11 protein-coding genes, 1 tRNA gene and 2 pseudogenes are annotated in these 14924 nt (G+C 73.2%); 10 read left to right on the forward strand and 4 right to left on the reverse strand.

Annotated elements, in window-relative coordinates; genetic code table 11:
- Positions 1 to 72: 72 nt before the first annotated feature.
- The 8 genes and pseudogenes from HEP85_RS15415 to HEP85_RS15450 all read left to right on the forward strand — a co-directional run bounded on the left by HEP85_RS15415 (position 73) and on the right by HEP85_RS15450 (position 6901).
- A complete protein-coding gene (locus HEP85_RS15415; RefSeq protein WP_168528270.1) occupies positions 73 to 1110 on the forward strand; it encodes a phosphatase PAP2 family protein in 1038 nt (345 codons plus the stop codon).
- Positions 1037 to 2227: a hypothetical protein gene (locus HEP85_RS15420; protein ID WP_369657724.1), complete on the forward strand. Its 1191-nt coding sequence runs from the start codon at positions 1037 to 1039 to the stop codon at positions 2225 to 2227. The genes HEP85_RS15415 and HEP85_RS15420 overlap by 74 nt, the downstream gene beginning before the upstream one ends.
- On the forward strand, positions 2218 to 3840 hold the full coding sequence (locus HEP85_RS15425) for a hypothetical protein (RefSeq protein WP_369657725.1): 1623 nt from the start codon (positions 2218 to 2220) through the stop codon (positions 3838 to 3840). Before HEP85_RS15420 ends, HEP85_RS15425 begins: the two co-directional genes overlap by 10 nt.
- The gene (locus HEP85_RS15430; RefSeq protein ID WP_168528271.1) at positions 3837 to 5171 is read left to right on the forward strand and encodes an AAA domain-containing protein; all 1335 of its coding nucleotides are present in this window, start codon (positions 3837 to 3839) and stop codon (positions 5169 to 5171) included. The genes HEP85_RS15425 and HEP85_RS15430 overlap by 4 nt, the downstream gene beginning before the upstream one ends.
- 104 nt (positions 5172 to 5275) lie before the next feature.
- Positions 5276 to 5653: a hypothetical protein gene (locus HEP85_RS15435; protein ID WP_148008554.1), complete on the forward strand. Its 378-nt coding sequence runs from the start codon at positions 5276 to 5278 to the stop codon at positions 5651 to 5653.
- Positions 5654 to 5877: 224 nt separating this feature from the next.
- Positions 5878 to 6249: pseudogene (locus HEP85_RS15440) on the forward strand (bifunctional DNA primase/polymerase); the annotation flags it as partial.
- A gap of 276 nt (positions 6250 to 6525) precedes the next feature.
- Positions 6526 to 6837, forward strand: a pseudogene (locus tag HEP85_RS15445) (hypothetical protein); the annotation flags it as partial.
- A tRNA-Lys gene (locus tag HEP85_RS15450) sits at positions 6828 to 6901 on the forward strand. The pseudogene HEP85_RS15445 and the gene HEP85_RS15450, both read left to right, overlap by 10 nt.
- Before the next feature lie 68 nt (positions 6902 to 6969).
- On the opposite strand, the gene HEP85_RS15455 is transcribed toward HEP85_RS15450, so the two are convergent.
- Positions 6970 to 8391, reverse strand: coding sequence for a M6 family metalloprotease domain-containing protein (locus HEP85_RS15455; RefSeq protein ID WP_329526469.1), 1422 nt, complete (start codon positions 8389 to 8391; stop codon positions 6970 to 6972).
- Positions 8392 to 8726: 335 nt separating this feature from the next.
- Between HEP85_RS15455 and HEP85_RS15460 the strand changes: the two genes are divergently transcribed.
- Positions 8727 to 10664 (forward strand): EAL domain-containing protein, encoded by a 1938-nt coding sequence (locus tag HEP85_RS15460; protein WP_168528272.1) that lies wholly within the window; start codon positions 8727 to 8729, stop codon positions 10662 to 10664.
- On the opposite strand, the gene HEP85_RS15465 is transcribed toward HEP85_RS15460, so the two are convergent.
- From HEP85_RS15465 to HEP85_RS15475, 3 genes are all read right to left on the reverse strand, one after another.
- Positions 10655 to 11797: an LLM class flavin-dependent oxidoreductase gene (locus HEP85_RS15465; protein ID WP_168528273.1), complete on the reverse strand. Its 1143-nt coding sequence runs from the start codon at positions 11795 to 11797 to the stop codon at positions 10655 to 10657. The two genes, HEP85_RS15460 and HEP85_RS15465, sit on opposite strands and share 10 nt — an antisense overlap.
- 260 nt (positions 11798 to 12057) lie before the next feature.
- Entirely contained in the window at positions 12058 to 12789 is a 732-nt protein-coding gene (locus tag HEP85_RS15470; protein ID WP_168528274.1) for a decarboxylase, read from the reverse strand.
- Positions 12786 to 13613 carry an aspartate/glutamate racemase family protein gene (locus HEP85_RS15475; RefSeq protein WP_168528275.1) on the reverse strand — a complete coding sequence of 276 codons (828 nt, stop codon included), beginning with the start codon at positions 13611 to 13613 and terminating at the stop codon, positions 12786 to 12788. Before HEP85_RS15475 ends, HEP85_RS15470 begins: the two co-directional genes overlap by 4 nt.
- A 298-nt stretch (positions 13614 to 13911) precedes the next feature.
- Here HEP85_RS15475 and HEP85_RS15480 point away from each other — a divergent pair, with 298 nt between their 5' ends.
- Positions 13912 to 14901, forward strand: a complete 990-nt coding sequence (locus tag HEP85_RS15480; protein ID WP_248001943.1) for a D-2-hydroxyacid dehydrogenase — start codon at positions 13912 to 13914, stop codon at positions 14899 to 14901.
- Positions 14902 to 14924: the final 23 nt, after the last annotated feature.

Raw genomic sequence — 14924 nt, forward strand, 5'->3', positions numbered from 1 at the left:
GCTCGCGCGGGGCCGGTGCGGCCGCCGGCGGGGCCGCCGGGGCACGACGAGCAGATGGGGGAGGGCGATCGGATGCCGCAGACCGATGCACGGCGGACCGGGACGGCACCGCGCGCCCGGCTCGGCCGGTGGACCGAGCTGCGCCCGTCGGCACCTCACCTCCGGCTGCGCTGGTGGACCGAGCTGCCGCTGATAGTCCTCGTGTACGCGTCGTACTCGGCGGGCCGGCTGCTCGCCCGGGGCGACACGGACAGCGCCGTCGGTCACGGCCTGGAGATCCTGCGCATCGAGAAGGCCCTCCACCTCAACGCCGAGCACCCGCTCAACCGGCTGTTCACCCGCGAGGCCTGGCTCGGCGTGCCCGCCGACTTCTGGTACGCGTCACTGCACTACCTGGTGACGCCCGCCATCCTGATCTGGCTCTTCCGCTCCCGCGCCGTCCTGTACCGCGCGGCCCGCACCTGGCTCATGACGTCCACCCTCATCGGTCTGATCGGCTTCACCCTGATGCCGACCTGCCCGCCCCGGCTGCTCTCGGCGGGCCACGGCTTCGTCGACACGATGGCCCAGTACAGCTCGTACGGCTGGTGGGGCGGCGAGGCGAGCGCTCCACGGGGTCTCGGCGGCATGACGAACCAGTACGCGGCGATGCCGAGCCTGCACGTGGGCTGGTCGCTGTGGTGCGGAGTGATGCTGTGGCGCTACGGCCGCACACGCGTCGTCCGGCTCGCGGGCATCGCGTACCCGCTGCTCACCACGATCGTCGTGATGGGCACGGCCAACCACTACTTCCTCGACGCGGTCGCCGGCGTCGCGGTGATGGGAACGGGGCTGCTGCTCGCCCCGCAGGTGACACGGCTCGCGGACCGTGTGAAGACACTCCTGGCTACCCGGATCCCGTGGATCGCGGGCGCCTCCCACGACGCGGGTTCCCACATTGTCAGTGCCGGATGCCAGACTTCCACGGGTGAACGCATTCCCCGACAGCGCGAGTCCCGCACCGGACCGGGAGCCGACCCCGGTGTCCCTCCCAAGGATGCGGGGGACGGAGCTGCGGACTGGGATCTCCCCTCCTCCAGCGAAGCCGGGAGTCTGGGGAAGACTCGCTGAGCTGCGCGGCCAGGCGGTACCGCCCAAGGCCCTGGACGCGCGCGCGCTCGCGGCGCTCGCCGCGAACCCCGGATGCGAGCGGCGCGCCCTGCTCGACGGCGCGGGCGTCGACAAGGCGAAGCTGGCGGAAGGGCTGGGCTCACCGTCCGCCTTCGGCCAGTCCCAGTTCGCGTTCATGCGGGGCAACGCGTTCGAGGCCCGGGTCAAGGCGGACGGCGGCGCGGAGCTGCTGCGCCTCGTGCACGAGAGGCTGGACCCCGGCGCCGAGCCGCCCCGGGCCGGGACGGTCCCCGACCTGACCGCCGCCGGCCCCGAGGGCCGCACGGCCCGTACCGCACTGGCGCTGCGCGACGCCACCGCCGCCGGCGTCTGGACCCTGCTCGACCACCCCATGCTCGCCCTCGACGTCGCGGGCTCCCCCGCCTTCCTCGAACCGGACGCCGTCGTCGTGCACCCCGACGGGACCTGGACGGTCGTCGAGATCAAGTCCTTCCCCATGCTGGACGGCTCGGCCGACCCGGCGAAGGTGGGCGCGGCCGCCCGTCAGTCGGCGGTGTACGTCCTCGCGCTGGAGGAGGTCGCCGCGCGCCTGGACCCGGCCCCCGACGTCCGCCACCGCGTCCTGCTGGTCTGCCCCAAGGACTTCTCCAACCTCCCGACCGCGTCCGCCGTCGACGTCCGCAAGCAGCGCGCGGTCACCCGCCGCCAGCTGGACCGGCTCACCCGCGTCGAGGACATCGCGGCCGCCCTCCCCGAGGACACCTGCTTCGCTCCCGGTCTGCCGGCCGGGCGGCTGACGGCGGCGGTCGAGGCCGTCCCCGCGGCCTACGCCCCCGAGTGCCTGGCCGCCTGCGAGCTCGCCTTCCACTGCCGCGCCCGCTCCCGGGAAGCGGGCGCGGTGACCGCGCTGGGACGGTCACTGCGCGCGGAGCTGGGCGGTCTGACCACCGTGGACGACGTCCTGGCGGCGGCTCGCGGAGACGCCGGGGACCCGCAGGATCCGGCGGTCGCCGCCTTGCGCGCAGCGGCCCGGCTGCGGGCGGAGGCCCTGCGGGGACACGAGCCGGCGCACCCCACCGGCCGGGCCGCGCTTGCGGAGGTGGCCCCTTGTCGCTGATCGCCACCCTCGCCCGGCTGGAAGCCGTCGAGAGCGGGCGGGCGCAGCCCCTCGCCACCGTCCGCCACCGGCATCTCTCCGACCGGCCGCTCGTCCTCGTGCCCCTGATCACCGCCGGTGAGGCCGGGGCCCCCCTCGGGGCCCTGGTCGGTACGGACCGGGACGCGCCGCGGCTGCTGGTCGTGCCGCAGCCCCGGGACCGCGATCTGCGGTTCGCGTTCCTCGCCGAGCTCGCGGACGTCGTCCTGCCGTACGTCGACTCCTACGCGGACGTCGTCGAGGCGGCCGAGCGCAACGAGACCGATCCGGAGACCGGGAAGCGGGTCAAGGTCGAGGTCGAGCTGTGCGCGGACGCGCCCCAGCTGATCGTGCCGAGCCGGGCCGGTGCGGAGTTCGTACGACTCCTCGGGCGCTCCATGCGATTCCGGCGCACCGCGGAGCAGGAGCCGGAGGCACCTCATCCGGCGCCGCCCCGGGTGCCGCTGCTCGGGCGGTGGCTGACGCACTTCGGGGAGCGGGCCCGGGTGCCCGGTTCCGCTCTGCTGCTCGCCCTCGGCGACGTGCTGTCCCGGCACTGGGCCACCGGCCAGAGCAGCCTGGAGGACCAGCACCTCGGAGCGCTGCTCGCCTGGATCGATCCCCCGGCGGGCGAGTCGGGCGCGCGGGCGGCCCTGGAGGCGGAGCTCCGGCGGGACCCCGGCGGCCAGCTCGTCCGGCCGCCCGCGGGACCGGCCACCGATCCCGCCCTCGACAACAAGCTGCTGGCTCCCGCCATCGAGCGCTACGACCGCGCGCGGACGGCACTCGCCGCCGCCGAGGACGGTCTGGAGGCGGACGACCGGCTCGGTGAACTCACCGCGGCGGAGCGGGAGATCCGCGCCCTGGTGGAGCGCGTCGCCAAGCCCACCTGGGACGCGGTGTGGCAGGGCCTCGACCTGCTGCGGACCCTGCCCGAGGGGGTGCACGCGGCCGGCCGGTGGACCCGCGACCGCTGGTCGTTCACCGGTCACCGCGACCGGGTCGTCGCGGGTGAGCCGCCGCAGCCGCGCCGCGACGACGCGGTCACGGCTGCGAACAAGCTGGCCACGCGCGAGCGCGAACAGGCCCGCCTGGACGCGCAGGAGGCTCTCGACGATCCGCTCGTCATGGCCGGCCGGCGCCTGGTCGGCGAGGCCTTCACGGGCGAGGTCGTCGACGTCGTCATGGCGTACAGCGAGAGCAGACGCCCGAGCCCCCGCCCCCTGGTGACCGTCCGCACGGACGACCGGCCGCATCTCGGTGAGCGCGCGAAGGTGTACCGGTCGCTGGACGGCAAGCCGCAGGCGGCGGAATTCGTCGGACCCGCGCAGTCCACCGGACCGCAGGAGCCGGAGGAGGAGGGCGGTCTGCTCGTGCTGCGGATCGTCGACAAGATGGGCCGCGGCAAGGAGCCCGAGCCCGGTTCCGTGCCGGAGAAGGGGGACCTCGTCTGCTTCACGCTCTTCGAGCACGAGCAGCGCGGCGGCGCGAAGCTGCCCGACCCGGAGAACACACCGTGGACGCACGGCGGCCCGCCGGGCGACCCCGACGCCGTACCGCGGCCGGATCCGGTGACGGAGGAGGACATCCTGTGACCACGGTCTTCGATCCCGGGGCCGCGGCCGCCCGCGCCACCGACGCGATCCTGCGCGACACCCTGCACGGCACGCACCGCGGAGTCGTCGTCGACTCCCCGCCCGGCGCCGGGAAGTCGACCCTCGTGGTGCGCGCGGCACTCGAACTCGCCTCCGCCGGACGCCCCCTGATGGTCATCGCGCAGACGAACTCCCAGGTCGACGACCTGGTCGCACGGCTCGCCGAGAAGGACCCCGAGCTGCCGGTGGGGCGCCTGCACAGCAGTGACGCCGACCCGTACGACAAGGCACTCGACGACCTGGGGAACGTCCGCAAGTCGGCGAAGGCCACCGACCTGGCGGGCCTCCCGGTCGTCATCTCGACCGCCGCGAAGTGGGCCCACGTCAAGAACGTCGAGCCCTGGCGGCACGCGATCGTCGACGAGGCGTACCAGATGCGCTCCGACGCGCTGCTGGCCGTGGCCGGCCTCTTCGAGCGGGCGCTGTTCGTGGGCGATCCGGGCCAGCTGGACCCGTTCGCCATCGTGGGCGCGGAGCAGTGGGCGGGACTGTCGTACGACCCCTCGGCGTCCGCCGTCACGACCCTGCTCGCGCACAACCCCGAACTGCCGCAGCACCGGCTGCCGGTGTCGTGGCGGCTCCCGGCGTCCGCGGCCCCGCTGGTCTCGGACGCGTTCTACCCGTACACGCCGTTCCGCAGCGGCACGGGACACGGTGACCGGCTGCTGAACTTCGGTGTGCCGTCGGACGGTTCCGGCCCCGACCTGGTCATCGACGAGGCCGCGGAGACGGGTTGGGGGCTCCTGGAGCTGCCGGCCCGGCACACGCCGCGCACCGACCCCGAGGCGGTACGGGCGGTGGCCCAGGTCGTACGGCGGCTGCTGGAGCGCGGCGGCGCGGCGACCTCGGAGCGGTCGCCCGATCCGGCACCGCTGACGGCCGACCGGATCGCCGTCGGCACGGCGCACCGGGACCAGGCGGCGGTGGTGCGGGCGGCGCTGGCGGATCTCGGTGTCACGGACGTCACCGTCGACACGGCGAACCGGCTCCAGGGCCGCGAGTTCGACGTGACGGTGGTGCTCCACCCGCTCTCCGGGCGGCCGGACGCGACGGCGTTCCACCTGGAGACGGGACGGCTGTGCGTCCTCGCCTCCCGGCACCGGCACGCGTGCATCGTGGTCTGCCGGGCGGGGGTGACCGAGCTGCTGGACGACCACCCCTCCACCGAGCCCGTGCAGCTGGGTGTCACGGTGAAGTTCCCGGACGGCTGGGAGGCGAGCCACGCGGTGTTGTCGCATCTGGCGGAGCACCGGGTGAGATGGCGGCCCTGAACCCCGGTCCGCCCCGTTCCACGGGCCCCCTTGCGCGAGCGGGGGACAATGGACGGTGGCCCACCCACGAAGCGGGCCCCTGAACCGTACGAGGAGGAGAAGACATGGCGGAGCCCACGCCGCGTCGGAACGAACCGCGGCTACGCCCCGCGCCCCTGCTCTTCGAGCCCGCGGAGGCGGCCGGTGACCCGGAGCACTTCTTCGATCTCGAGTCGATAGACGATCCGCGGGCGCTGCTGGCGCGGGCCACGGAGCTGACGCTCGCCTTCCGGGCGGCGGCCGACCGGGCGCTGGAGTTCCAGGCCATCGCCGCGGCACAGCTCGCCGATCCCCGCCGCTTCGACCGGCTCACGACGGCGGACATCGCCGAGCGCGCCGAGTGGACCGAGGACTACGCGAAGAAGATGGTCGAGTTCGGCCGTGATCTGCTCCGGGGGGCGGACGGGAACGGACACGGGCACGGCGTGGGCGACCACGCCTGAGCGGCACGGTGTGACCGCCGGGGGCCCGCCCCCGGCATCCCCCCGGCATCTCCGGCTCCTGGCATCCCCGGCCCCAGGCGGCCTCCTCCTGCCAGGTGGACGGCGCCCGCAGGATCTCCTGGCATACGCCGGCGGCGGGTGACATACCCCATTCCCGACCTCCCTGTCCCGATTTCCCACAACCCTCGGAGACGGGATGCTCACCGACGGTAGACCTTGTCGTCATGAGCAGCACACGGAACACCGTCGGCACCTCCCCCCACGGCACCGGCGCCCCGCTGTCCGACCGGTTCGACGCCGCGGGCGTCACCGCGGAGGGAGCCGCCTGGCTCGCCTCGGCAGGAACGTATCCGCGCAGCACCCTCGCCCTCTGGGAGGACCGGCCGACCGCGCCGGTCGTGCTGCCCTGCGGCACCGCTTTCGACGTCGTCAACGCGCCCGCGATCTTCGGTCGGCGGATGCTGGACCGCCTGTGGGACGAGGGGCCGGGCTCCGGCCCGGTGGCCGTGTTCCGCGGGCGGATGCTGCTGTTCAGCGCGCCGGGCACGGCTCAGCGACTCCCGTCGCTCCTGGAGTGGGAGGAGTGGGGTTCCCGCGGCGCCGAGGGCTCGTGGGACGCCTGGGACGCCGGCGCTCTCAGCACCTTCGACGACGGGGACGGCGACGGCTTCGACGACTGCATCGGCGACATCGACAGCAACAAGGGCACCAATGGCGTCAAGGGCATCGACGACGGCTTCCAGGACCCGCGCGAGCCCATGGGGTGGCGCGGCCGTCCGGGTGACGCCGGGCCGTCAGGTGTCGCCGGCGTCACCGGACGGCACGGCGTCACCGGCGATCCGGTCTGTCCGGGCGGCCTGGGACGCGTCGGCGCGATCCCTCCCCTGCTCTGTCACGGCACCGGCGACGCGGTGACCGTCCCCGCTCCGGGAGACGGCCGTACGACCCGCGTCCGCACCCCCGGCGACCGCACCGGCGGTACCGGCCCGGACCCGGCCGGCCGTCCCGAATCCCGCTGGCTGGTGGCCCCCGACACCCGGCATCCCTGGCTGCCCGGCGCCGAGATCCTGGTCTGGGCGGCCATCCGTGCGGCCCGCGCGGCGGCCTCCGCCGCGGTGCGGATATCGATTTTTCCTCCCGCCGATCAGGATGCTAAGGTCTACGACGTCAGCAGGCGCCGCTAGCTCAGTTGGTTAGAGCAGCTGACTCTTAATCAGCGGGTCCGGGGTTCGAGTCCCTGGCGGCGCACGCTAGCGATGGCGAGGTTTGTTCGCGGAAACGTGAACGGGCCTCGCCATCGTCATGTCCAAGGCCGCTCAGCCCGTCGTGATCTTCACCGTCCACTCCCCCGCGGCCGTCCAGTCCTCCACCTCGACGCGCACCTTCTCGCCGGGGACCGTGAAGCTCTCGCCGAGCCCCACCGGCGCGTCCGCGAGCGGCGGGTAGACCGACTCGCCCCAGCAGGACTCCGAGTGCGGGTGGGCGTCGACGACCTGGATCGGGCCGTCACCGGAGGCGGCCTCGCTGCGGACCCGGTAGACGAGGATGCCCTGCGTACAGGTCGTCCCGTCATTCCCCGCCGAGCCGCGCGCCTCGAAGGCGAGGGCGCTGTCGGGCCCCGTACGGACGACCGCCAGCTTGGTACCGCGCCCGGAGCCGAAGACCGGTACGCCGGAGCCGACGGGCACGGGACCTGGAGCGCCGCCGGAAGCGCCGTAGGGGTCCGCCGCCGGAGGGGCCCCGGCGGCCGGTGCCCCCGCCGCGCCCACACCGGCCGCCGGCGGCCCGGCGCCCAGCGGCTCCAGCGTCAGCCGTGTACTCCCGTGGGCGCCCACACACACGACCTGCCGCGGCTCCAGCCACCCCAGCTTCCACTTGTGCCAGCCGAACAGATCCGGCGCGAGGCCGAACTGGCTGCCCATGAGGTCCCAGTCGCCGACGTATGTGTCCCAGTCGCCCTTGCCGTCGGAAGGCCGGTGGTAGAGGTCCGGCAGGTCGAAGACGTGCCCCGTCTCATGGGCGAGGACGAGCCGGTCCGGCGGGTGCTTCTCGAAGACCGTGACGACGCGGCTGATGTCCTTGCCGTCGGCCCGCAGAGGGGTCTCGAGGTTGACGACCTTCGTCGCGTCGGAGTCGACGCCCGGCGCGTCCGGATCGGCGACGAAGTAGACGATGTCGTAGCGCGAGAAGTCGACCTGCCGGTCGGCCACGCCGATCGCGTCGCGCAGATAGGCGGCGCGCCGCGCGGAGTTCCAGTCGCGCCGCATGGCGTACGAGGTGGAGGCGTGCGGCATCCGGATCCAGTCGCGCTGGGCATGCGGGCGCAGCGTGAACCTGCCGTAGGAGGCGCGCTCGAAGAAGCGGCTGGTGGACGGGAAGTAATCGGCCGTCAGTTCGGCCGGCGTGGTGCGCGGGCGGGAGTCGGGGAACGAGAGGAAGACCAGTACCGCGTCGAGGGGACGGGTGGGGCGCGGATAGGCGGCGTTCCAGACGTCCAGGCCCTCCGAGTGGTGGGCGTCGGTCCGTTTCAGGGCGCAGGGGGCGAAGAGGGGTTCGGCGAGGGCGGGGCCCGTCACCAGGGAGGTCGCGACCACCGCCGCCATCGAGGTGAACGCGGCCGCGGTACTGCGCCAGCGGGACGCCCCATGGGGAGCGAGACCCAGCAGGACCTCACGGGCGAGACTCCTCAAGGGGAGCTGACGCGGCACGTCGACCTCCGGGCGCGGATTTCGGGACACCGCACCCAGCTTGTGTTACTTCGTACTACTTCGCCCTGTTTGTCTGCCCCAGAAGAGTGAGGGGTCGCGCGCCACGGGCCTCCCGGCCGACACCCCGAACACTCACGGAACGTCACATATGATCGCCGGGCAAAGGATCCGGTCCAGATGCAGGCAGAAACGATCTGTCAGAACGGGTGGTTGTTCAGGGACACTGGAGAGTGGCTGCAAGGCCCGAGAGCAGCCTCTATGATCGGCACACTTTCCTGCACGGACACGGCTTGTTCGGCCGTTCAGCACCGGCCGACCACTCCGAGCGACCCATACGAAGAACGAGTGCACTGCGGGAGCGAGCGGTGAGCGGAACGTCCGAAGGGCCGGCGCCCGCGGCAGACCTCGACCGGCCGGCCGTCACAGAACGTCACACCACTACATCTCCTCGTACGTCCACCGGATCGCCCTCCGGCGCATCCGCACCACCCGTCTCCCCGTCCGCCTCCGCGTCCGGCCCATACGACCCGGTGGAACAGCTCCCCGACCCGGCCGGACCTCCCGGGACGTCACCGCGCACGTTTCGCGCCGCCTTCGCCGCGGCGCCGCTCCCGATGGCCGTCGTGGACCGCGAGGGCCTGGTCGTCACCGCCAACGAGTCGCTGAGCGCACTGCTCGGCTTCGGATCCGGCGCGCTCGCCGGACGGATCGCCGCCGATCTGGTGGACCTGGCCTCCGACGCCCGCACCTGGCACGCCTATCGGGAGGTACTGCGCGGCCGGCAGGCCCGGCTGCGCTGCACCCGGCGGCTCAAACACCCCGACGGGCACGCGCTGTGGGTTCAGGTGACGGTCGCGCCGCTGCCCCCGGACGAGGAGGCGGTGCTGCTGTCCGTCACGGACCTCAGCCCCCGCCGTGAACTCCAGGCGCGGCTGCGGCACTTGCAGATGCACGACCCGGTGACCCGGCTCCCCAACCGCTCCCTGTTCTTCGAACGTCTGACGTCCGCGCTGGAGGCGGGGGCGTACGAGGACGGCGGCACCGGCCGGATCGGGCTCTGCTATCTGGACCTGGACGGGTTCAAGGCGGTCAACGACACGCTCGGCCACCGGGTGGGCGACCGGCTGCTCGCGGCCGTCGCCGAGCGGCTGACGCGGTGCGCCGACGCGGCCGGCTCCGGGCGAGCGGCCACTCCGCTGGTGGCCCGGCTGGGCGGCGACGAGTTCGCGCTGCTCGTCGAGGACTCCACGGGCACCGACCAGGTGGCGGACCTCGCCGAGTCGGTCCTGACGTCACTTCAGGCGCCGTTCGACCTCTCCGGCCGGCAGCTGTCGCTCTCCGCGTCGATCGGGGTCGTCGAGCGCCGCGCCGCCGGGACGACCGCGACCGGTCTGATGCAGGCCGCGGACACGACGCTGTACTGGGCGAAGGCGGACGGCAAGGGCCGCTGGACGCTCTTCGACCCGGAGCGCAACGCCCACCGCATGACCCGTCAGGCACTCGCCTCCACCCTCCGGGCGGCCGTCGAGCGGAATGAATTCGCCCTGGAGTACCAGCCGTTGGTGGGCATGGAGGACGGCGGCGTACGCGGCGTCGAGGCGCTCGTGCGCTGGAACCACCCGCAGTTCGGCATGCTGACGCCGAATCGGTTCATCGGACTGGCCGAGGAGGACGGTTCGATCGTGCAGCTCGGCCGCTGGGTGCTGGCCACCGCCTGCCGGCAGGCACGCCGCTGGCAGCTGGACCACCCGGACGCGCCCCCGATCTTCGTCAGCGTCAATGTCGCCGTCCGGCAGGTGTGGGACTCCGACCTGGTAGCGGACGTCGGGGAGATCCTCGCGGAGACCGGCCTCGCCCCGCATCTGCTCCAGTTGGAGCTGACCGAGTCGGCGGTGATGGGATCGGCGGGCCGGCCGCTGCAGGCCCTGCAGGCCCTCAGCGACATGGGCGTCCGTATCGCCATCGACGACTTCGGCACCGGCTACTCGAACCTCGCCTACCTCAGCCGGCTGCCGGTCTCCGTCCTGAAGCTGGACGGTTCCTTCGTCCGCGGCTTCCAGTACGACGCCCATGACGGCGGCTCCGCCCGGCCCAGCCCCGCCGACGAGGTCATCGTCGAGGCGCTCATCCAGCTCGCGCACCGGCTGGGCCTGACGGTGACCGCCGAGTGCGTGGAGACCGCCTCCCAGGCGTCCCGGCTGCGCGGGATCGGCTGCGACACCGGACAGGGGTGGCTGTACTCCCGCCCGGTGGCGCCGGACCGTATCTCCGCGCTGCTGACCGCGGCCTGCGCTCAGGCCTGAGCGCTCGGGTCCGCCGCGGCCCCCTGGCCCGGCCGGGCCTTCGGCAGCCCGTAGGCGTCCGCGATCAGTTCGTACGAGCGCAGGCGTACGTCGCCGCTGTGGGCGTTGCCCGTGATCATCAGCTCGTCGGCGCCGGTGCGCTTGTGGAGGTCGTCGAGACCTGCGCGGACCTCGTCGGCGGTGCCGTGGATGACGTTGGCGTTCCAGGAGGTGATGAACTCCCGCTCCATCGGCGAGAAGGTGTACGCCTCCGCCTCCTCCGGTGTCGGGACCAGGCCGGGGCGGCCGGTGCGCAGACGGACCATGTTCAGCGCGGCGGCCATGACCTGGCGGCGGGCCTCCTTCTCGTCGTCCGTGGCGAGCGCGGAGACGCCGATCAGGGCGTACGGGGAGTCCAGTACCTCACTCGGCCGGAAGGACTCGCGGTACAGGTCCAGGGCCGGGATCGTGTTCTGCGCCGAGAAGTGGTGCGCGAAGGCGAAGGGGAGGCCGAGGACACCGGCCAGGCGGGCGCTGAAGCCGGAGGAGCCGAGGAGCCAGACCGGGGGGCGGTGCGGGGACTGGACGCCGCCGGGCGAGGTGGCCTGGACCGGGCCGGGCACGGCGTGGATACGGCCGTAGGGGTGACCTTCGGGGAAGTCGTCGTCCAGGAAACGGGTCAGCTCCGCGAGCTGCTCGGGGAAGTCGTCGGCACCTTCGCCCAGGTGGTCGGTGCGGCGCAGGGCCGCCGCGGTGGCGCCGTCCGTGCCGGGGGCGCGGCCGAGACCGAGGTCCACCCGGCCTGGGGCCATGGCCTCCAGGGTTCCGAACTGCTCCGCGATGACCAGGGGGGCGTGGTTCGGGAGCATCACGCCGCCGGAGCCGAGGCGGATGCGGGTGGTGTGGGCGGCCAGGTGGGCGAGGATCACCGCCGGTGAGGACGAGGCCACGCCCGGCATGGAGTGGTGCTCGGCCACCCAGTAGCGGTGGAAGCCGCGGGACTCCGCGAGGCGGGAGATGGCGACGCTGGTGCGCAGGGCGTCGGTGGCGGTGCGGCCGGCGCCCACGGTGACCAGGTCCAGCACGGAGAGGGGTACGGGGGCGGTGCCCTGGGCGGTGCCTCGGATCTCGTCCGTGTTGTCCGTCGCGTCCACCGGGGGGCCTCCTGATTGCGTACGTGGTGCGGTCCTTCCTCACGGAACAGGAGACAGTCCCCGCTTATTCCCGCCCGCCGGCGTTCGTGGCATCCCTGGGGGCTCCGCCCCCAGCCCTCAAGGGGCTGCGCCCCCTGGACCCCCGCATCGCCCGAAGGGCTCGTCCTCAAACGCCGGACGGGCTGAAGATCTCCAGCCCAGGCCCGCACCACCAGCCCGTCTGGGGCGGAGCCCCCAGCAACGGATGAGACAACCCAGGTTCAGGACTGGACCAGCGGCTCCCGGGTGAAGAGGGCGCCGAGGGCGGGCGCGTTGACGCGGCGGTCCGCCAGCCGCAGCGCCTCCCACACACTGACCTGGTTCGCGGTGAGCACCGGCTTCCCCAGCTCCTTCTCCAGCGCCGTCAGATGAGCCACCGTGTGCAGAGCCGTGTCCGGCAGAAGCACCGCGTCGGCGTCGGCGTGATCCCCACCCCGCGCCAGCGCGAACACCTCCGCCTCACCCCACGTCCCGACCTCCGCCCCCGTCACGATCCCGGACGCCCGCACCGAGACCACCTCCGCCCCGGCCTTCCGGAGAAAGTCCGCGAACAGTTCCGCCACGTCGTCCGGATACGTCGCGGCGACAGCGACCCGCCGCGCCCCGATCTCCCGTACGGCGTGCGCGAAGCCGAAGGACGTCGAGGAAGCCGGCAGGCCCGCCGCACGGGCCAGGGAGCGCACCTGCTCGTGGGCACCCTCCCAGCCGTACACGAAACTGCCGCTGGTGCACGCCCAGACCACCGCCTCGGCCCCGGACAGCCGCAGCTCCTCGACGCCCGGCGAGAGCCGCGCCAGGGAGCCCATCTCGAGCAGGGCGTCCACCCGGTGCGCGTCCTCGCCGATGTCCGTGTGGATCAACGGCAGCCGGATGTCGCTGCCCAGGAGCTGCTCCATACGCGGGTAGTCGTCCTCGGCCGAGTGGCCCGGGTAGAGGAATCCGAGTGCGGTCATGTCCAGCCTTCCTGTTCTTCCGGCAGTACGGGAGCCCCGTGCGCGGGCTGTCCCCCAGAGCCTGAGGGGCGGGGAAGGTGTCCCCGGACCAGCCGCTGGCGCGGGCCCACTGCCCGGGTACCCAGATGACGCAGCGCCGCCCACATCGTCACCTGGTTGGCCGAGATGACCGGAATGTTCAGTTCCGTCTCCAGCTGGGCGATGACGTCGTACGTCGGCAGATTGGTGCAGCTGATGAAGAGCGCGTCCGCCGGGCCGTTCCGGACGGCGCGGCGGGCCATGTCCACCACGTCGCGGTAGGGCACCTTCCAAATATGCCTGGTCAGACCCATGAAGGCACGCCCGGTGACCTCCGTGCCCGCCTCGGCGAGGTACTCCTCCAAGGACTGGGTGACCGAGACCGTGTACGGCGTCACCAGGGCGATCCGGCGCGCGCCCAGCTCGGCCAGGGCCTCCAGCAGCGCCCCGGACGTGGTCAGGGAGGCCACCTCGCCCGCCCGCCGCATGGCCTCGCACATCGCCCGCTCGCCCGCGACCCCGCCCACGAAACTGCCCGAGGCGCACGCGTACGCCACGACCTCGGGCGCGACGGCGTTCAGCGCCCGGACCGCGTCGCCGAGCGTCTCGTGCTCGGAGACCAGGCGTGCCAGGTCCAGGCTGACCTCGACCGGCACGAACGGGGTGCGGGTGACGTGCAGGGAGACCTCGTCCGGGACCCAGCGCCACAGCTCCCGGTCGAGGGCGAAGTCGAAGGGCGCGACGACACCCACCCCGCGCTGCGGGCGGGGACCGCCCAGAAACGAGATGTCCAGGGAGACGTCCATGGCAGCACCGGCCTCACGAAGGCGGAAGGTGGGACCCACGCGGCGGCACCGACGGACAACAGGCCGTGCGCGCCACCGTGTTGACGAAGGTAGGTTCGGGTGCGAGCGTGGTCAATCCGCGCATCTCAGACGGCTCCGGCCCCGCCCCGCTCCCCCGGCTTCGCCCCCTCGGCCGCGCCTCACGCACGCCCCGCACTCCCGTCCCCGTACGCTCGCCCCGCAGGTTCCTCCGGCAGGTTCGTCCTCTCAGGAAAGCGGACTCGCATTGCGAAACGGTTTCCCCCGAACGCCCCGCCCCGTGTCCGCGACCGCGTCCACGCCGTTGTCCGCCGCCGCGTCCGGGGACCGCACCACGCTGCTCGTCCTGGACGCCGAACCGCTCCCCCGCCTCGGCAGGCTCACCGGCCGGGTGCGGATCGAGCACGCCGACGAGTCGACGCTCGCCGAACGGCTGCCACGCGCGGACGTGCTGCTGGTCTGGGACTTCACCTCGCGGGCGGTGCGGCGCGCCTGGCCGGGCGAGGGCCGGCGGCCGCGCTGGGTGCACACGGCGAGCGCGGGTGTCGACCATCTGCTGTGTCCCGAACTCGCCTCGTCCGACACGGTGGTGACCAACGCGCGGGGCATCTTCGACCGGCCGATCGCCGAGTACGTCACCGCGCTGGTGCTGGCGATGGCGAAGGATCTGCCGCGGACCTGGGAGCTCCAGGGGCGGCGGGAGTGGCGGCACCGGGAGTCGCAGCGGGTGGCGGGCACCCGCGCCTGCGTGGTCGGCTCCGGGCCGATCGGACGCGCGATCGTCAAGTCGCTCAAGGCACTTGAGGTGACGACGGCGCTGGTGGGACGCACCCCGAGGACCGGGATCCACGGGCCCGGGGAGCTCGACCGGCTGATGGCACGCGCCGACTGGGTGATCTCGGCGGCGCCGCTCACCGAGGCCACGTACGGCATGTTCGACGCCCGGCGCTTCGGGATGATGCAGCCGTCGGCCCGCTTCATCAACGTGGGGCGCGGGCCGCTCGTCGTCGAGGACGCGCTCGCCGAGGCCCTGTCGAAGCGGTGGATCGCGGGCGCGGCCCTCGATGTCTTCCAGCACGAGCCGCTCGGTCCGACGAGCCCGTTGTGGGACGTTCCCGGACTGATCGTGTCACCGCACATGAGCGGGGACACGGTCGGCTGGCGGGACGAACTCGGCGCGCAGTTCGTGGAGATGTACGAGCGCTGGGAGGCGGGCCGACCGCTGCCGAACGTGGTGGACAAGAAGCGCGGGTACGTGCCCGGACACTGAACCGCCGAACTTCCTGGAGGGGC

Origin of the sequence: Streptomyces sp. RPA4-2, assembly GCF_012273515.2 — a bacterium.
Taxonomy (GTDB): domain Bacteria; phylum Actinomycetota; class Actinomycetes; order Streptomycetales; family Streptomycetaceae; genus Streptomyces; species Streptomyces kaempferi.